Origin of the sequence: Micromonospora sp. NPDC023737, assembly GCF_040639715.1 — a bacterium.
In the GTDB taxonomy this organism is placed as follows: Bacteria; Actinomycetota; Actinomycetes; order Mycobacteriales; family Micromonosporaceae; genus Micromonospora.
Genome location: NZ_JBFAAL010000008.1, coordinates 55,938 through 74,234, shown reverse-complemented (window position 1 = coordinate 74,234; position 18,297 = coordinate 55,938). Strand labels below are relative to the sequence as shown.

Annotated in this window: 12 protein-coding genes; 11 read left to right on the top strand and 1 reads right to left on the bottom strand. The window is 68.5% G+C overall.

Annotated elements, in window-relative coordinates; translation table 11 throughout:
* Positions 1–41: 41 nt before the first annotated feature.
* From AB0F98_RS18760 to AB0F98_RS18740, 5 genes are all read left to right on the top strand, one after another.
* The gene (locus AB0F98_RS18760; RefSeq protein WP_357736791.1) at positions 42–995 is read left to right on the top strand and encodes a sugar ABC transporter permease; all 954 of its coding nucleotides are present in this window, start codon (positions 42–44) and stop codon (positions 993–995) included.
* Entirely contained in the window at positions 992–1,822 is an 831-nt protein-coding gene (locus AB0F98_RS18755) for a carbohydrate ABC transporter permease (protein ID WP_357736788.1), read from the top strand. The genes AB0F98_RS18760 and AB0F98_RS18755 overlap by 4 nt, the downstream gene beginning before the upstream one ends.
* A gap of 8 nt (positions 1,823–1,830) precedes the next feature.
* A complete protein-coding gene (locus AB0F98_RS18750) occupies positions 1,831–3,012 on the top strand; it encodes a mandelate racemase/muconate lactonizing enzyme family protein (RefSeq protein ID WP_357736785.1) in 1,182 nt (393 codons plus the stop codon).
* Positions 3,009–4,214, top strand: a complete 1,206-nt coding sequence (locus tag AB0F98_RS18745; RefSeq protein WP_357736782.1) for a fumarylacetoacetate hydrolase family protein — start codon at positions 3,009–3,011, stop codon at positions 4,212–4,214. The genes AB0F98_RS18750 and AB0F98_RS18745 overlap by 4 nt, the downstream gene beginning before the upstream one ends.
* Positions 4,215–4,766: 552 nt before the next feature.
* On the top strand, positions 4,767–6,290 hold the full coding sequence (locus AB0F98_RS18740; RefSeq protein WP_357736778.1) for an alpha/beta hydrolase-fold protein: 1,524 nt from the start codon (positions 4,767–4,769) through the stop codon (positions 6,288–6,290).
* A 208-nt stretch (positions 6,291–6,498) separates the two neighbouring features.
* On the opposite strand, the gene AB0F98_RS18735 is transcribed toward AB0F98_RS18740, so the two are convergent.
* The gene (locus AB0F98_RS18735; RefSeq protein ID WP_357736775.1) at positions 6,499–8,031 is read right to left on the bottom strand and encodes an alpha-N-arabinofuranosidase; all 1,533 of its coding nucleotides are present in this window, start codon (positions 8,029–8,031) and stop codon (positions 6,499–6,501) included.
* Between the two features lie 587 nt (positions 8,032–8,618).
* Here AB0F98_RS18735 and AB0F98_RS18730 point away from each other — a divergent pair.
* The 6 genes from AB0F98_RS18730 to AB0F98_RS18705 all read left to right on the top strand — a co-directional run bounded on the left by AB0F98_RS18730 (position 8,619) and on the right by AB0F98_RS18705 (position 18,270).
* The gene (locus AB0F98_RS18730) at positions 8,619–11,096 is read left to right on the top strand and encodes a glycoside hydrolase family 3 N-terminal domain-containing protein (protein ID WP_357736772.1); all 2,478 of its coding nucleotides are present in this window, start codon (positions 8,619–8,621) and stop codon (positions 11,094–11,096) included.
* 332 nt (positions 11,097–11,428) lie between these two features.
* A complete protein-coding gene (locus tag AB0F98_RS18725) occupies positions 11,429–12,451 on the top strand; it encodes a LacI family DNA-binding transcriptional regulator (RefSeq protein ID WP_357736769.1) in 1,023 nt (340 codons plus the stop codon).
* A 258-nt stretch (positions 12,452–12,709) separates the two neighbouring features.
* Positions 12,710–14,812 (top strand): alpha/beta hydrolase-fold protein, encoded by a 2,103-nt coding sequence (locus AB0F98_RS18720; RefSeq protein WP_357736766.1) that lies wholly within the window; start codon positions 12,710–12,712, stop codon positions 14,810–14,812.
* 215 nt (positions 14,813–15,027) lie between these two features.
* Positions 15,028–16,371 carry an extracellular solute-binding protein gene (locus AB0F98_RS18715; protein WP_357736763.1) on the top strand — a complete coding sequence of 448 codons (1,344 nt, stop codon included), beginning with the start codon at positions 15,028–15,030 and terminating at the stop codon, positions 16,369–16,371.
* A 72-nt stretch (positions 16,372–16,443) separates the two neighbouring features.
* Positions 16,444–17,385 (top strand): sugar ABC transporter permease, encoded by a 942-nt coding sequence (locus AB0F98_RS18710; RefSeq protein WP_357736760.1) that lies wholly within the window; start codon positions 16,444–16,446, stop codon positions 17,383–17,385.
* Complete coding sequence (locus AB0F98_RS18705) at positions 17,386–18,270, top strand: carbohydrate ABC transporter permease (RefSeq protein WP_357736757.1); 885 nt, start codon at positions 17,386–17,388, stop codon at positions 18,268–18,270.
* Positions 18,271–18,297 lie beyond the last annotated feature (27 nt).

The following is an 18,297-nucleotide window of genomic DNA, read 5'->3' as shown; positions in this document are numbered from 1 at the left end:
GGCCCCCGCCGGCGGCGTCCTACCCCGAAGGATCACACCCGATGACTGTGCTCGACCAAACGAGAGCACCGGGAACGACGCGTGGCCCCGGGGCGCCGCGCCGGCGCAGCCCGCTCGGCAGCAGGTGGACGCCGTATCTGTTCCTGGGACCCGCCGCCCTGTTCATCCTGGTCTTCCAGGCGGTACCACTCGTCCAGGAGGTCTACCTCAGCTTCACGCGAACGTCGCTGCTCAATCCCACCCGCAGCGAGTGGGTGGGGCTCGACAACTTCAACCGCATCTTCGGTGACCCGGACTTCCGCCACACCCTGCTGATCACCTTGGTCTACGTGGTCGCCTGCGTCGTCGGCGCGGTCGGCGCCGGGCTCGTCGTCGCGCTCCTGCTCAACAGGGGATTTCGTGGCCGGGGCGTGGCTCGCGCGCTCGTGACCATTCCCTGGGCCGCCCCCGGCATCGCGGTCGCGCTCATCGCGACCTGGATGCTCAACGCGCAGTACGGCATCGTCAACCGGCTCCTCGACGCGGTGGGCCTCGGCGTACCTGGCGGCGCGATCCTGGACAGCCCCCGGTACGCGCTCCCGGCGGTGCTCGCGACGACCATCTGGCAGCTCTTTCCGTTCACCTCCGTGGTGCTGCTCTCCGCTCTGCAGGCCGTTCCGCAGGACCTCAACGAGGCCGCGACCATGGACGGCGCCGGGCGGTGGGCGAGCTTCCGTGCCGTCACCTGGCAGGTCATCAAGCCGACCGTCGGACTGCTGGCCCTGCTCATGACGATCTGGTCGCTGCGGCGGTTCGAGCTCATCTGGCTCATGACCAAGGGCGGACCGGTCGGTGCGACCGAGACCCTCGTCATCGACCTCTACTCGCAGGCCTTCGACTCGAAGGAACTCGGCTCGGCGGCGGCCATCGGCATGGTCGGCGTCATCATCTCGCTCATCGTCATCACCGGTAGCCGACTGGTCGCTCGCGCCGTGGAGAAGGAGAACGTCCGATGAGGCGCTTGCGCTTCGGCCTCACGGCGCGGATCGTCGCCGTGCTGGTCGTACTGGGCATCGCGGTGTTCCCGCTGTACTGGATGCTCGTCACGGCGCTGTCCAGCAACAGCGATCTGTTCGCCGAGCGGCCCCGACTAACGCCGGACCTCGGCCGGTTCGGGATCTTCGTCGATGCGCTGGCCGAGGGCAAGGCGGCCGGGTGGCTTCTCAACAGCCTGGTGATCGCCGTCGGCACGATGGTCCTCTCCGTCGGCCTGGGTATCCCGCTCGGTTACGCGCTGTCCCGGTTCTCGTTCCGGGGAAAGGCCGTGCTGACCGTCGTGCTGCTGTTCACCCAGATGCTTCCCGAGGCGCTGATGGTGGTGCCGCTGTTCGCGCTGTTCCGCCGCTTCGACCTGCTCGACTCGCTGACCGGCCTGGTCCTGGTGAACTCCGCGTTCGTCCTGCCGATCGTCGCGCTGATCCTCAAGGGCGCGATCGACGGCATCCCGAAGGAGTTGGAGGAGGCGGGGCGCGCCGACGGCGCCCGGCCCTTCACCATCCTTACCCGTATCAACGTGCCGCTGATCGCCCCGTCGATCGCGGCGACCGCGGTCATCGCCTTCTTCCACGCGTGGAACGAGTACGTGTTCGCGGTGACGTTCGTCTTCACTCCGGAGCTGCAGCCGGCCTCCGTCGGGATCGCGAACTTCATCGGCGAGCTGGGCACACCGATCCAGACGGTGATGGCCGTCGCCTTCCTGTTCACGCTGCCCGCCGTCGCCTTCTACCTGTTGGCGCAGAAGTACGTCGTGTCCGGCATGACCGCCGGTGCGGTGAAGGGTTGACCCGACAAATGAAGATCATCTCCGTCGACACGCTGGTCGTCGACTTCTACCGCACCAACCTCGTCATCGTTCGCGTTCACACCGACGAGGGGATCGTCGGGCTCGGTGAGGCCACCCTGGAAGGCAAGGAACGGGCCGTCCTGGGCGCGATCGCCGAAGTCGCGGAAGCAGTAGTGGGCCTGGACCCCACGAAGATCTCGAAGATCCTCTACGAACTCGCGCGGGACTGGTACTGGCGCGGCGGGCCGGTCATCATGACCGCGCTGAGCTCGCTGGAGATGGCCCTGTGGGACATCTCGGCCCGAGACCTCGGCGTCCCCGTCTCGCGGCTGCTCGGCGGTGCGACGAGAGACCGCGTGCGCGCGTACGCGAACGGCTGGTTCTCCGGGGCCGTCACACCGGAGGACTACGCGAGCGCCGCACGCAAGACGGTGGAGACCGGCTTCCGTGGCCTCAAATGGGATCCGTTCGAGAACTACGACCTGACCATCACGACCCAGCAGCTGGACCGGGTGCTCGCCCAGGTCGACGCCGTCCGCGCCGCGGTGGGTCGCGAGGTCGAGCTGTTCATCGAGGGGCACGGCCGGTTCGACGTGCGCCACGCGATCAAGATCGCGAAGGAGATCGCGCAGTTCGACCCGGTGTGGTTCGAGGAGCCGTGCCCGCCGGACAACCTCGACGCGCTGGTCGACATCCGCCGCGCGTCGCCCGTGCCCATCGCGGCGGGGGAGCGGTGGTACGGCCGGCAGGGCTTCGCGCCGGCGCTCGCGCGCCAGGCGGTCGACTTCGTCCAACCCGACGTGACGCATGCCGGCGGGATCGCCGAGCTCGGCTTCATCTCGACACTCGCCTCGACCAGCTATGTGGGATTCGCGCCGCACAACCCGAGCGGTCCGCTCAGTACGGCCGCGACGCTCCAGCTCGGGGCGGCGTTGCCCAACTTCCGGTACCTGGAGATCATGGCGACGGACGTACCCTGGCGTCCCGAGATCACCAACGAACGGCTGGTGCTGACCGACGACGGTGACCTGCTGATCCCGACCGGGATCGGCCTCGGCATCGAGGTCGACCTCGATGCGATCGAGCGCCGCCCGTTCACCCCACACCCGATGCGCATGTTCCGTGACGCCGTCTACGACATCCGTCCTCGTGACGAGCGGTCGTTCTTCAACCTGGAGAGCGGCTCATGACCGTGCCACGTCCCCGGGCCGGCGAGCCGCAATGGTGCGGGACCGCCACCGACGCGCTGCCGTACGACGGCGAACACAGCGTGCTCATCGGCCGGATCTGGGACCCGTCCGTCGACGGCCCGTCACCGGTGGTCGTACGAGACGGCGAGGTCTTCGACGTCAGTCACCGGTTCCCGACGGTTCGCGACATCTGCGAACTTCCCGATCCCGCCGCGATGGTCGCCCGTCTCGACGGGCGGCGGGTGGGCGGATTCGGGGAGATCCTGGCCAACACGGGCGCCGTGACCCGCGACCCCGACCAACCCTGGCTGCTCGCCCCGGTCGATCTTCAGGCGCTCAAGGCGGCCGGGGTGACCTTCCCGGTCTCGATGATCGAACGCGTCATCGAGGAACGGGCCAGGGGTGACCTCGCACTCGCGGCGGACATCCGCCACCGGATGCTCGCCGACATCGGGGTCGACCTGCACGGCTTGGTCTCCGGCTCGGCGGAGGCGGAGCGGCTGAAGAATCTGCTGGTCGCCGAGGGCATCTGGAGCCAGTACCTGGAGGTGGGAATCGGACCGGACGCCGAGATCTTCACCAAGGGGCAGGTCCTCTCGGCCGTCGGCACCGCCGTCCCGGTCGGCGTGCTCGCCGCGTCGACCTGGAACAACCCGGAGCCCGAGGTCGCTCTCATCGTCGCGTCCAGCGGCCGGATCGTCGGCGCCACCCTCGGCAACGACGTGAACCTGCGGGATGTCGAGGGGCGCTCGGCGCTCCTGCTTCCCAAAGCGAAGGACAACAACGCCTCCTGTGCGCTCGGTCCCCTGATCCGGCTGTTCGACGAGCGGTTCGGCCTGGAACGGGTGCGCGAACTCGAGGTGCGCCTGCAGGTGCGGGGCACGGACGGCTTCCAGCTGGAGGCGGTCTCGGAGATGTCCCGGATGTCGCGGGATCCGGAAGCGCTGGTGCGGCAGTTGATCGGCCCGCACCACCAGTATCCCGACGGAGCCGTCCTGATGCTCGGGACCATGTTCGCGCCCGTGCAGGACCGGGACCGCCCCGGTGACGGGTTCACCCACAAGCTCGACGACGTGGTCCGGATCAGCTGCCCGGCGCTCGGCACCCTGGTCAACCGGGTGCGGCACGCGGAGCAGTGCGCGCCCTGGCAGTTCGGCGTCCGGGATCTCATGGGAAACCTCGTCAGGAGGGGCCTGCTGTGAACGTGGTGACCACAGTCGACAAGGGCGACGGCCGGAGCCGCTCGACCGACCTCACCGAGACGGCGAGCCTGGCCGGCCGCGCCAGCATTGATTCTGCCCGAGGAACCACGAGATGAATACCGGGTGATTTCCCGGCGAGTCGATGGGAGGTTGGAACCAGGAGTGGCATGACGCGTCGACACGTAGCTTCCCGCCCGGTGCTTCGTGGCGGTAACCGACGACTCCTGTCTGCTCGACCGACTAAAACCTGGGAAAGAATCTGCGCGCCAAACTTCTGGCGCCGATCCTGCTTGCCCTAATTGCATTCCCTGCGATTCGTCAAATCGATTTCCTCGCCGAACATTGACCATCGACAAAATTCATGGTTATATCTTTGGTAGGGAGCGATGTTAGCGCTCACATTGCGACATCGCCCGTCACTGGTATCCGTTCACCTCACCATCGAATGGTCGGTCGGCCGCTCGATGCGGTCCGACCACGAGCCGAAGAGGGAGCAGGAACATGCCCGTTGCACCTCCCCGTCCACTGAGGCCAGCGCCGAGGCGGCGGCTGATGCTCGCACTGCTCGCCACCGTCACCGTCGCGGCCGGAGCGGCCGCCGCCCCTCCGGCGTCGGCCGCCCCACCCGCACCCGTTGGGCCGACCGTCACCCGGACCGACCAGCCGCCGACCGGCTACTCGGTCACCTTCAGGTACCGGGCGCCCGCGGACGTCCAGCAGGTCCACATCTACGGCGACTGGTTCTACTCCCGGCCGGAGAACATCCCATGCCAGGACTGCGGCGATGCCCGGCCACCCGCCGAGTGGCAGCCTGGCGACGTCGCGGCCACCCCGTGGCACATCCAGGCCATGCAGAAGGGCTCCGACGGGGTGTGGACCTTCACCACGCCGTTGCCCGCGGGCACCTTCCGCTACGCGTTCACCCATGACTGCACCAACGAACTCGCCACCGGCTGCACCCTGCACGACGACCCCGCCAACCCGTGGCAGATCCAACCGCAGTACCCGGGCGCGCCCGGCGCCGTACGCAGCACCATCTACGTACCGGCCAGCAAGAAGTTCCCGACGTACGACACCGGCTACCAGGCGCCGGTCGCCAAGGTTGGCACGCTGGAGACCCGGCGGTACACCTCGCCACTGTCGACCAACCCGGCAGGCGTACACGACATCGTCGTCTACGTGCCACACGGCTACGACCCCGACCGGGCCAAGCCGTACCCGACCCTGTACTTGAGCCACGGCGGTGGTGACCACTCGACCGCCTGGACGATGCAGGGCGTGGCCCACCTCATCCTCGAGAACGCGATCAAGGATCGAGCCGTGGAACCGATGGTGATCGTGTCCACCGACTTCAACGGCCTTCCGGGCGGCAACGAGGGTTACGTCAACGAGCTGCGCAACAACATCTTCCCGTTCGTCGAGCAGAACTACCACGTCTCCACCCGCCCGCAGGACCGGGCGTTCGGCGGCTTCTCCGCAGGTGGCAGCCGGGCGTACACCCTCATGTACAACCACACCGACCTGTTCGGCTACCACGCCGCCTGGAGCGCGGGCGGACCGGCCGCCAACCAGGCGCAGCTCGACCGCATGAAGGCGGTGACCGGCGGCATCATGATCGGCACCGGGCTCCAGGACCGCCTGGGTAACATCGCCGAGAACTCGCAGCGCAACGCCGCCGCCCTGCGGGCCGCCGGCGTCGAACTCGACGAGTACAACGTGCCCGGCGTGCACACCTGGCACGTCTGGCGCCCGCTTCTGAACCACTACCTGCGCGAGCTGGCGTTCCGCACCACCACGACCGGCCTCGACGTCGAGACCGCGCCCGCGGGCCCCTCGCACAACACCAAGCTCACCGCGACCGCGACGGTCGACGCCGTCAGCACCAGCACCGCCACGCCCTCCGGCAAGGTCGACTTCTACGCCGGCGACACGTACCTCGGTTCGGCACCCGTGCACAACGGCGTCGCCCGGCTGAAGAAGACCGTCCACGGCGAGCTGGACGGCCCGGTCGTCGCCCACTACCAGGGCGACAAGCTCTTCAACGGGTCGCAGAGCGCCCCCGTCGGCGCCCGGTGACACCAGGCGCCGTGCCTTAGCCCCGGCGGGGAAACCCCGGCCGCTCACCCCCGGTCACACCGGGCGTGGGCGGCCGGGGCGTGCCACCTCGGCGCGGTGGCGAGGTGACGGGGAGCCCTTGGCCGGGCTGGCCACGCCCGGCACTGCTCCGCGCGGGGACCGGCTCGTCCGGTCGGGCCCGACCCGCGCGGCCCAGGCGGATGGCTCGTCAGGCGTTCGTGGGATCGCTGGGGCTGACCGTCAACCGCACCATGCTCCAGGACGCGGCCGGGAGCGTCAGCCGGATGTCGGAGCCGACCCGTCGTGCCGTGTCGTTGGGGCGAGGGGCGGCGTGGTCCGGACCGTCGGCGGTGTTCCGGGCGTCGAGGTCGGTGCCGCCGATGGTCACGCACTCGATGATCCCCTGCACCTGGGCGCCGCTAAGGTCGACGGTCACCTCGGCGGGTGCGGCCAGGGCGCGGTTGACGAGGAACACGGCCATCTCGCCGGCGGTGTCGTCCCAGGTGGCGACCGCGTCCACCGCGTCGATCTCGCCGTGTCGGTCGGTGGTCGTCGTGCTGCCGTCACGGAGCACGTCGAGGACGGCTCCCCGGGCGTGCCGGGCGGTGCGGGCGAAGGGGTGGAAGATGGTCTGTCGCCAGGCCGATCCGCCCGGTTCGGTCATGATCGGTGCGATGACGTTGACCAGCTGAGCCTGGCAGGCCGCGGTGACCCGGTCGCTGTGCCGCAGCAGGCTGATGAGCAGGCCGCCGACGACGACGGCGTCGGCCACGCTGTAGTGATCCTCCAGCAACGGCGGTGCGACCGGCCAGTCCTCGCCGCTGGGCGGCGTGGACGGCGCGGCGGACTGGTACCAGACGTTCCACTCGTCGAACGCGATCATGATCTTCTTGCTGGACCTGCGGATCGCCCCGACGGAGTCCGCGATGGCGGTGACGGAGTCGATGTACCTGTCCATCTCCTCGGCAGAGGCGAGGAAGCTGGGCAGGTCGTCGCCGACCGGCTGGTAGTAGGCGTGCAGGGAGATCAGGTCGACGTCGTCGTACGCCTCGGTGAGGACGTCGCGTTCCCAGCTGCCGAAGGTGGGCATGCCCAGGTGTGACGACCCGCAGGCGATGAGTTCGAGAGCGGGATCGAAACGGCGCATGGCCTTGGCGGTCTGCGCGGCGAGGCGTCCGTACTCCGGTGCGGTCCGGGCGCCCACCTGCCACGGGCCGTCCATCTCGTTGCCGAGGCACCACAGCCTGATCCCGTACGGGTCGCTCGCGCCGTTGTCGCGCCGCTGGTCGGCGAGGTGACTGCCACCGCGGTGATTGGCGTATTCGAGCAGGTCGACGGCTTCGGCGGTGCCGCGGGTGCCGAGGTTGACTGCCATGATCGGTTCGGCGCCGGCCTTGCGGATCCAGCGCATGAACTCGTCGAGCCCGAACGCGTTGGTCTCCAGGCTGTGCCAGGCGAGGTCGAGCCGGGCCGGCCGCCGGTCGACCGGGCCGACGCCGTCCTCCCAACGGTAGGAGGAGACGAAGTTGCCGCCCGGGTAGCGGACGGTGGTGACGCCCAACTCCCGGACGAGCGCGAGGACGTCGCGCCGGAACCCGTCCGGGTCGGCAGTCGGGTGCTCCGGCTCGTAGATGCCGGTGTAGACGCAGCGGCCCAGATGCTCCACGAACGACCCGAAGAGCCGGCGCGGTACCGGCGCGACCTGCCGGCGTGGGTCCAGCAGCAAGCGCGCCGTGTTCACGACACCTCCCGGCGGACCATCGACCCGGGTTCGGCTCGCAGGTCCCGCCACGACCGGGCCGGCCCGTGACGGTGGGGGAGTGGGCTCTCGGCGCCGGCCAGGTGCTCCGGCGCTTCGTCGAGGTGGGTGTTCAGGGGTGGCTCCCTTCGTGCGTGATCCCGACGCCACGATCTGCGCCGCTGCTCGGAACCGAGGAGTGGTGGGGCCTGTGCGAGCTCTGGACAACACGACCGTCATCTATTACGGTCACGATCAATGTAAACGTTACCGATTACGTTTACGATAAGGGACGCGATGCCGTCGATCAATGTCTGGACCGGGCGTACCTGAGCGATCGGCTTCGCGGTCGTCGGGCTCACGGCAACCCCGGAACGGTGCCGGCAGACGTCAGGGCGACCGTCCCCGTCCCTCCTTGCTCCGACGCCGGCCGCCGGCCGCACCGAGCCCGCCCCGAAGTGGACCGAACGCTTCGAGAGCCGGGCGCGAGCGCGGCGGCGGCCGTGCCCGGGGGGACGGCGACCAGGGACAAGCAGCGTCCCGACCGATGAGGCCGGAAGACAGGTTGTGGCGGCGATTGGGGTGACCGGATGACCACTGTGAAGCCGGAGGCTGGGGCGACCTACGCCGATGCGACAGCGCCTGTCGCGGAACGGGTGTCGGATCTGCTGGCACGAATGACCCGCGAGGAGAAGCTCGCACAACTGGGCAGCACGTGGGCGTTCAGGGTGCTGGAGGGCGGACGGTTCTCGGCAGAGCGGGCCCGGCCGATCCTCGGAAACGGTCTGGGCCACGTGACCCGCGTCGCGGGAGCGACCAGCCTGAAGGCGGCGCAGGTGGCGCGCGCCGCCAACGCGATCCAGCGGTTCCTGGTGACCGAGACCCGCCTGGGAATCCCGGCGATCGTGCACGAGGAGGTCTGCTCGGGAGTGATGGCGCGCGAGGCAACCATCTTCCCGCAGGCGATCGGCGTCGCGAGCACCTGGGCGCCGGAGCTCAACCGACAACTGGCGGACGCCGTTCGCGCCCAGATGCGCGCCATGGGAAGCCACCAGGGGCTATCGCCGGTGCTGGACGTGGTGCGTGACCCGCGGTGGGGCCGGACGGAGGAGACCTACGGCGAGGATCCGTATCTGGTGGCCCGGATGGGTGTGGCGTTCGTCCGGGGCCTTCAGGGCGCCGACCTGACCGACGGCGTCCTCGCGACCGCCAAGCACTTCGTCGGCTACGGCGCGTCCGAAGGCGGGTTGAACTGGGCACCGGCCCACCTGCCACCGCGTCTGCTGCGTGAGGTGTACCTGTATCCGTTCGAGGCGGCGGTCCGCGAGGGCGGGCTCCAGTCGCTGATGGCCGGCTACCACGAGCTTGACGGCATCCCCTGCCATGCCAACCGCGAACTCCTCGCCGACATCCTCCGCGGGCGGTGGGGCTTCGCGGGAAGCGTGGTGTCCGACTACTTCGCCGTCAACGACCTCCACTCGTACCACCACTTCGCCCAGGACAAGCAGCAAGCCGCCATGCTGGCCCTCGGCGCGGGTGTCGACGTCGAGCTTCCGGCGACGGACGCGTACGCCGACGCCCTCAGGCACGCCTTGGACGCCGGCGAGGTCAGCGAGGCCCGGCTCGACGAGGCGGTCTCGCGCGTACTGCGGCACAAGTTCGAACTCGGGCTCTTCGAGGACCCGTACGTCGACGAGGGCGCGGTTCTGACGACGTTGAACGCCGAGCGGCACCGGGACGTGGCGCTCGAGATCGCGCGCCGCAGCCTCGTCCTGCTCAAGAACGACGGTGTCCTGCCGCTGCCCGCCGGCCTCGGAGAGGTCGCGCTCATCGGGCCGAATGCGGACGATGCCCGACACCTGCTCGGTGACTACTCGTTCGCGGCCCACATCGAGGCCCTGACCGAGGCACGCGAGCGGCGGGGCCTGCTCGGCGAGATGATGACGATCCCGGACGATCTGGAGATCGACGAGAGCACCGACGGTGTGCCCACGGTGTGCGACGAACTCACGGCCCGACTGGGTGACCGATTGCGTTACGTGCCGGGTTGCGATGTGGTCGATCCGTCGACGGATGGGTTCGCCGCGGCCGTCGCGGCGGCCGCGGACGCCGACGTCGCCGTGCTGGTGCTGGGGGACCGTTCGGGGCTGACGCCCAGGGCGACCACGGGCGAGTCGCGGGACAGGTCCAGCCTGGACCTTCCCGGCGTACAGGAGGATCTGGTCCGCGCCGTCGTGGCCACCGGTACCCCCGTCGTGGCGGTGCTCGTCGCCGGTCGACCGGTCGGCAGCGACTTCCTGCACGAGAAGTGCGCCGCGGTGCTGATGGCCTGGTTGCCCGGTGAGACCGGAGCCCAGGCGATCGCCGAGGTGCTCCTCGGTGAGGTGAACCCGAGCGGGAGGCTGCCGATCTCGTATCCGCGTACGGTGGGGCAGATCCCCGTCTTCTACGGCCACAAGGTGTCCGGCGGCCGGTCGCACTGGCACGGTGACTACGTGGATTCGCCGGTCAGCCCGCGCTACGCCTTCGGCCACGGGCTGGGATACGCGCCCTTCACGATCGACCGGGCCACGGTGGAAGGTGCGGAGGTCCGGGCCGGAGACAGCGTCCGCGTCGAGGTCACGGTCACCAACACCGGAGACCGGTCCGGCGAGGAGGTCGTCCAGCTCTACATCCGTGACCCGCAGGCAACGATCACCCGACCGGTGCTCGAGCTGAAGGGCTTCGCCCGCGTGTCGGCCGCCGCCGGTCAGCGGGTGGCGGTGCGGTTCGAGCTGCCCACGGGACAGCTCGGTTTCTACGACCGCGACATGAACTACACCGTGGAACCTGGAGAGATCGAGGTGTACGTCGGCTTCTCGGCCCACGACCGCACCCCTGCCGGCAGCTTCGTCATCCGTACGGACGCGAACCGGCCGGTGACGCCGAAGGCGTATACCGGCACGACCGAGATCCGGGACCTGTCCGGCGAGGGTGTCGTGCCGGCGCTCGGTGCAGACGGCGAGCCCGCCGCGCCGGCGCTCGGCGGAGACGGCGGTGGGACGGGTGTGAGTCGGGCGCTGAAGTGAACGAGACGCGTGCTCGTGGTGCCGGATTACGCTTTTCCGCCGCCGGCCGTGCCGCACTGCGAAATCAATCCCCACGAACGATCACGCCTACCGGTTCCCGGGCCGAACGACCCGCCGGAAACGGGTTCCGCATTGGGGCGTCGAGGGTGACACACGCTCCCGCGTCCACAGCAGCGGCCGGTCACCGATTGCGCGATTGTGCGCCGCCGGGTGAACGGTCACAACCGGGTTGCGGGAGATCGAAGAGGTCTTGTGTTCGTAATCGTTACCGGTTACGTTGACAACATCCTGGAAACGTAACCGATAACGATTGCAGTCCAGAGAGAGCGGGCATGACCGAAGTCAATGCGCCGGTGACGATGAGTGACGTCGCTCGGGCGGCCGGCGTTTCCACCGCCACCGTCTCGCGGGTGGTCAACGGGCATTACGGCGTCAGCGCCCGCACGAGCGCGCAGGTCCGTTCAGCCATCGAGCGACTCGGCTACGAGTCCAGCCTGGTGGCGACGAGCCTCCGGCGCAGCCGCACCAACGTCCTGGGCCTTGTGACGCACAGCTTCCAGTCGTACACGGCAGAGGTCCTCAAGGGGGTGATGAAGGCCCTCAGTCGCTCCGGATTCGACCTCATCATCTACGCCAACAGTGATCTCTACGGGTCGTATTCGGAGGGTTGGGAGCAGCGGCATCTGACCCGCCTGTCGGGCACTCTCACCGACGGGTGCATCGTGGTCACGCCGTGGGGTGAGGTGCAGAGTCGGACGCCGGTCGTGGCCATCGACCCGGCGAGGCACTCGACAGCGCCCTCGGTGACCGCCGACAATCTCGCCGGCGCCACCGCCGCCGTCGAGCACCTGCTCGACCTGGGTCACCGGCGCATCGGGTTCATCGCCGGCCGATCCAACCTGGCGGCGGCCTGGTCGCGAGAAGAGGGGTACCGGGCCGCGCTGACCGGCGCAGGTGTCCCGGTCGACCTGACGTTGATCGGCAGGGGTGATTTCAACCCCGAGTCCGCTTCTCCGTTGGCGCGTGCCTTGTTGCAACGGTCGGACCGGCCGACGGCGATCTTCGCGGCGAGCGACGGGATGGCGCTCAAGGTTCTGGAAGTGGCGGAGGAACTGGGGCTCTCCGTGCCCGGGGACCTGTCGGTCGTCGGGTTCGACAACATCCCGGAGTCGGCGTTGACCGAGCCTGGGCTGACCACTGTGGATCAGTCGATGTACCAGCTCGGATACGAGGCCGCGCGGATGCTGAAGTCACTGGTGACCGGCGAGTGGGAGGGGCCGCACCGGATGGTGCTGCCGACAAGTCTCGTGGTCCGCGGCTCGACCGCGCCGCCGAGAAGCATCACAAGATCCTGAAACGCTCCCGGCGCGGCCGCTGGTCACGCCGGACACCGAAGCCGCACCGGGCGATCACGTCAGGTGCATCCGTGGCGAACCTGTGAGGAGGCATGGACGCAGACCAGCAGCGAAATCCACCGATGAGTTGAGCCGGCCAGTCGGGTCGCATCCGCGGTCGGCGCAGAAAAGGAGTGGAACGTGACAACTGGATGCTACCATGGGCGCTTACGCCGTACGGGCGGGCGTCGGCTCTCGGCGGCGTTCACCGCCGGAGCCATGGCAGTCGCGGCGGTTCTGTTCACGCCGCAACCGGCCGCGGCGGACACGCCGTGGCTGGGCGTCTCGGAAGACCGCTACGCGTCGTTCAGCGTCCCGGCCGCCTACGTACAAGACCACGTGGGCGCGGTGTCGCAGGTCGTCGTCGAGGGGAACTTCGGTCCCTCTTCCAGCTGGGCGGAGTTCGGTCTGACCCGCCGTGGTGACGTGTGGTCGGGCGTGCTCGGTCCACTGGAGCCCGGCCAGTACCACTACCAGGTCACCGGCGACGACACCAAGAGTCTGAAGGACCCGACGAACAGCGCCGGGGTGACGTCCGAGCCGCTCTGGAGCACCTTCTTCGTCCCCGGTGAGTCGGCACGTTGGCTCGCGGACGCCCCCGAGGGGACCGGCGGCAGGGTCGAGCCGCTGACGTACCGGACCAGGACGGGGCAACGGTCGGCCCTGGTCTGGACACCGCCCGGCTACGTGGCCAAGGGCGGCAAGGGCTATCCGGTGCTGTACCTGCAGTCGGGCGATGGTGCGGCCACCACCGACTGGCTCGACCTCGGCCGAACGAAGCAGATCCTCGACAACCTCTCGGCCGCCGGCGCCATCAAGCCGATGGTGGTCGTGATCAACGACGACGACAGCTCGAACGACAAGGAGCTGACGGACCTCCGCAGGGCGGTCGCGGACGGCTACCACGTCCGGCGTGACCCGGCGAACCAGGCGATCGCGGGCGCGTCGGACGGCGGATCAGCGGCGTTGTCGGCGGCGCTAACCAAGCCGCGGCAGTTCGCCTACGTCGGCTCGTTCTCGGGCCTGCAGGCCCCGGACGTGGACCGCAGGAACGCCAAGGAGATCAACCGCGAGCTCAAGCTGCTGCGCCTGTACACGGGCAACGTGACCGACCCCGCGTACAACGTCACCTACCGTCTGACGGAGGCACTGGGCCGAGCCGGTGTCGAGTTCGAGTTCGACGGGGTCAACCCGGACGGTGGTGGCAACTGGGACACCTGGCAGGAGAACCTCGTCGACTTCCTGCCGCGGCTGTTCCGTGACGTGTCGGACCACGGCCCGAGCCCGGGTCACGGGCAGCTGAACGGCGAGTTCGTCCCGCCGCCGGCGGGCACCACCCCGACGCCGTTCGTCACCGAGGACGGCTTCGTCACCTTCGAGACGACCACGGACTTCGCCGACGCCCAGCACGTCACGGTCTGGGCGAACGTGGCGCCGGGCGGCAGTTGGCTACGGGTGCCGCTGTCCCGCGACGGCGACCGGTGGCGCGCGACAGTGGGACCGCTGGGCCCGTGGTTCTACTACTACCGGATCATCGTGGACCGGGTCGCGGTCAAGGACACGTCCAACCCGACGAGGGTGACCACCGAGCCGACGTGGAGCACCTTCCTCGTTCCGGGGGCGGAGGCGCGCCTGCTGTCGGACGTGCCGGCCGGTCAGGGCGGGCAGGTCGAGAGCATGACCTATCGGAGCACCGTGGCAGGCCAGGACCGCACCGCCCTGGTGTGGACGCCGCCCGGGTACGACCCGAGCCGGGCGCAGCCGTATCCCGTCCTCTACCTGCAGCATGGTGGCGGCCAGAACTACACGGACTGGGTCGAGATGGGACGCGCCAAGCAGATCCTCGACCACCAGTTCCTCGACGGCGACCTGGTCCCGATGGTGGTCGTGATGGGCAACGGCAACTCGTCCAACTTCAACCGGGAGCTGCTGGAGAACATCGTGCCGACGGCGCGCGCTCGGTACCACATCTCGAGCGAGCCGTCCCAGCAGGCCATCGCCGGTCTGTCGATGGGCGGCGGGCAGGCGCTCGGGGTGCTCAGGACGTACCCAGGCCAGTTCGCCTACGTCGCGGCCTTCTCGGCGGGGTTCGGTAGCGGCACCGGCGTCGACGTGGAGGCGATCAACAGCGGGACCAGGATGCTGCGCCTGTACGTCGGCGACCAGACCGACTTCGTGTACCCGAGCTTCATGGCGTCCCTGACCACGCTGAACGACCTCGGTATCCGCTACGAGTTCGACGGGGTGACCCCCGGGCCGCACGGTTGGGACGTGTGGCAGAAGAACCTCATCGACCTGGCGCCGCGTCTGTTCAAGCGCTAGGAGCCGGTACGGGCGACGCCACCGGGGGCGGGACGTGTGCCTGCCCCCGGTGGCACCCGCCAGGCACGGGCGTGTTCCGCGTAGAGGATCGGCGTGCAGGACAGGCCGGGAGCGTTCGCCCCCTGCCTGTCCCCGGTCGATCGCCAGCCCCTTACGACGGCGTGTGGACGTCGCGCATCCCCCGACCCCCCGACCCCCCGAAGGGAATCACGTCAATGAAGAGGAAACAGATTCTCGCCACGGTAGCCATGCTCGCGGCCGGCGCCGGCCTCGCCGCCTGCTCCGACGGGGGCGGGGGCGGAAGCGACGCGAGCAACTGCACGAACACGATCACCAAAAAGGACCTGCCGGCCGTGACGATGTGGGGCTGGTATCCCAACATGCAACTCGTCGTCGACAACTTCAACAAGCAGAACGACGAGGTGCAGGTCTGCTGGACCAACGTCGGGCAGGGCGGCGACGAGTACGACAAGTTCCAGACCGCCATCTCGGCGGGCACCGGCGCGCCTGACGTGATCATGGTCGAGGCGGACCGGATCCCGACCTTCCAGATCCAGGGTGCTCTTGTCGACATCAAGCAGTACGGCTTCGACGCGGTCAAGGCCAACTACAGCGAGGGTGCCTGGAAGGACGTGTCGGTCGGTGACGCGGTCTACGGCGTCCCGGTCGACGGCGGCCCGATGGGCATGATCTACCGCAAGGACATCTTCGACAAGTACAAGATCACGCCGCCGAAGACCTGGGCCGAGTACGAGCAGGCTGCGCAGAAGGTCAAGGACGCGGGCGGTCCGCTCTTCGGGGACCTCGGCGCGAACGTCCCGGCGGTCCTGATGGCGCTCCAGATCCAGAAGGGCGCCACGCCCTTCACCTTTGATCCGGCGCAGCCGAACGCTATCGGTGTGAAGCTCAACGACCAGGCGTCCAAGGACGTGCTGGACTATTGGGGCGGCCTCGCCAAGAAGGGCCTGGTCGGCACGCAAAACCAGTTCACCCCGGAGTACATCTCGGGCGTGATCAACGGCGACTACGCGACGTACATCTCGGCGGCGTGGGCACCCGGCTACCTCACCGGCGCGGGCGTCGGCAAGGGCCAGGACACCGGCAAGTTCGCGGTGGCGCCGCTGCCGCAGTGGGACCCGGCCAACCCGGTGCAGGTGAACTGGGGCGGGTCGGCGTTCTCGGTGACCAAGCAGGCGAAGAAGCCGGAGCTGGCGGCGAAGGTCGCCTACGGGCTCTACGCCGACAAGGAGTCGCTCACCGACGGCTGGACCAACCAGATCATCTTCCCGCTGAACCTCACGGCGCTCAAGGATCCCGCCTTCGTCGACCTGAAGGTGGCGTTCTTCGGCGGCCAGCAGGCGAACAAGGAGGTCTACGTCCCCGCCGCCGACGCCTACCAGGGCGTCCAGTACGCCCCCTTCGGCCAGTACTACCTAGACGCCATGGAAAAGCAGGTCAGCGAGATCATCAAGGGCTCCGTCACCGGTTCCCAGGCTGCCGACCGGCTCCAGGAGGACGTGACGAAGTACGCCAAGGAGCAGGGGTTCACCGTTCAGTGACCGGACGGGTGGGCCGTGCCGTCCCCGGCCGGCCCACCCTCGGCCGTCAGCGTCCACGTCCCGGAGACCAAGATGACACTCCTGACCCAGAAGCGCGCACCGCGTGCGCAGAAAGAGACGCACAGGATCCGCGGCAAGGTGCACCTGCGTGAGTACCTGATGGGGTGGCTCTTCGTCGGGCCATTCGGGATCGTGTTCCTGGCGTTCCTCATCGCGCCGCTGGCGTACGCCCTGTACCTGAGCCTCTTCCAGAAGAAGCTGATCGGCGGCACCAGCTTCGTCCTCTTCGACAACTACGTGAAGGCGTTCACCGACCCGAGCTTCCTGTCCGGCGTGTGGTTCGTGTTCCGCTTCTCGCTCGTCGCCATCCCGCTGCAGATCGTCATCGCGCTCGCGATGGCCCTCATTCTTGATGCGGTGACCACCCGGTTCACCCGCTTCTCCCGCCTGCTGATCTTTCTTCCGTACGCGATCCCCACCGTCATCGGCGCCGTCATGTGGGGTTTCCTCTACAGCAAGGGGTTCGGCCCCCTCACCGACATCTTCGGGCTGTTCGGCGCCACCGCACCCGACTTCCTCGGCAGCAACCTGATCTTCTACGGTCTGCTCAACGTCGTGACCTGGCAGTGGGCCGGCTATTACATGATCATCTTGTATGCGGCGTTGCAGGGAGTCGACCCGTCCCTCTACGAGGCGGCCCGGATGGACGGCGCCGGACGATGGCAGATCGCGCTGCGGATCAAGATTCCGCTGATCGCGCCGGCTCTGATCCTGATCCTGGTCTTCTCGCTCATCGGCACCCTGCAGTTCTTCAACGAACCGCAGATCCTGCGGTACCTCGCCGCCGGCACGATCGGGACGGACTTCACGCCCAACATGTACGCGTACCAGCAGGCGTTCTCGCTCGCCAACTTCAACTACGGGTCGACGATCTCGTTCGCCCTCGGCGGAGTCGTGTTCATCTGCGTGTACGCATTCCTGTTCTTCACCCGCAAGCGGAGGAGCTTCCTGTAGATGGCCGACCGCACCAGCGTCCGCGCCGGCTCCCGCCGACCGCAACGCTACCTCCCGCTGCAGATCCTCCTCGGCTTCCTGGTGATCTATTTCCTCGTGCCGTTCTGGTGGATCATCGTCAACAGCTCCAAGGACGCGCCGGGCCTGTTCGGCGGCGGAAACACCCTGTGGTTCACCGACCGGATCGACTACCTCGGCAACCTCAAGCAGCTCTTCACCTACGACGGCGGCATCTACCTCCGATGGATCCTCAACTCCACGCTGTACGCCATCGCCGGCGGGATCGGCGCCACCGTCCTGGCGGTCATGGCCGGCTACGGGTTCGCCAAGTACCGTTTCGCCGCCCGGCGCTTCAGCTTCGCCGTCGTGCTCGGCGCGTTGATGGTGCCCGCCACCGCACTGGTCATCCCGACCTTCATCATGTTCTCCCGGCTCGGCATGACGAACACGATCTGGGCGGTCATCCTCCCGTCGCTGCTCAACCCGTTCGGCGTCTACCTGATGCACGTGTACGCCCGCGACGCGGTCCCCGACGAACTCCTCGACGCGGCACGGGTCGACGGCGCGGGAGAGCTGCGCACCTTCCTCCAGATCGCCCTGCCGATGATGCGACCCGCCGTCGTCACCGTGCTGCTCCTGTCGGCCGTGGCCTCCTGGAACAACTACTTCCTGCCGCTGGCCATGCTCTCCGACAACCGCCTCTTCCCGGTCACCGTCGGCCTCGGCCTCTGGCAGGGCATCGCCTCGGCGAACAACGCGGGGAGCACCTCCCTCTGGAGCCTCATCATCCTGGGCTCGCTCGTCTCGGTGATCCCGCTCATCGTCGCGTTCTTCAGCCTGCAACGGCACTGGCGCGGCGGTCTGTCGGTCGGCGGCCTCAGATAGGCCGCACCGTGCCACCAGCCGATCAAA

Excerpts from the sequence above, each read along its gene's own strand:
- AB0F98_RS18710 (WP_357736760.1), top strand. The coding sequence starts at position 16,444 with ATGACACTCCTGACCCAGAAGCGCGCACCGCGTGCGCAGAAAGAGACG.
- AB0F98_RS18720 (WP_357736766.1), top strand. The coding sequence starts at position 12,710 with ATGGCAGTCGCGGCGGTTCTGTTCACGCCGCAACCGGCCGCGGCGGAC.
- AB0F98_RS18740 (WP_357736778.1), top strand. The coding sequence starts at position 4,767 with ATGCTCGCACTGCTCGCCACCGTCACCGTCGCGGCCGGAGCGGCCGCC.
- AB0F98_RS18760 (WP_357736791.1), top strand. The coding sequence starts at position 42 with ATGACTGTGCTCGACCAAACGAGAGCACCGGGAACGACGCGTGGCCCC.
- AB0F98_RS18705 (WP_357736757.1), top strand. The coding sequence starts at position 17,386 with ATGGCCGACCGCACCAGCGTCCGCGCCGGCTCCCGCCGACCGCAACGC.
- AB0F98_RS18715 (WP_357736763.1), top strand. The coding sequence starts at position 15,028 with ATGAAGAGGAAACAGATTCTCGCCACGGTAGCCATGCTCGCGGCCGGC.
- AB0F98_RS18755 (WP_357736788.1), top strand. The coding sequence starts at position 992 with ATGAGGCGCTTGCGCTTCGGCCTCACGGCGCGGATCGTCGCCGTGCTG.
- AB0F98_RS18725 (WP_357736769.1), top strand. The coding sequence starts at position 11,429 with ATGACCGAAGTCAATGCGCCGGTGACGATGAGTGACGTCGCTCGGGCG.
- AB0F98_RS18745 (WP_357736782.1), top strand. The coding sequence starts at position 3,009 with ATGACCGTGCCACGTCCCCGGGCCGGCGAGCCGCAATGGTGCGGGACC.
- AB0F98_RS18730 (WP_357736772.1), top strand. The coding sequence starts at position 8,619 with ATGACCACTGTGAAGCCGGAGGCTGGGGCGACCTACGCCGATGCGACA.
- AB0F98_RS18750 (WP_357736785.1), top strand. The coding sequence starts at position 1,831 with ATGAAGATCATCTCCGTCGACACGCTGGTCGTCGACTTCTACCGCACC.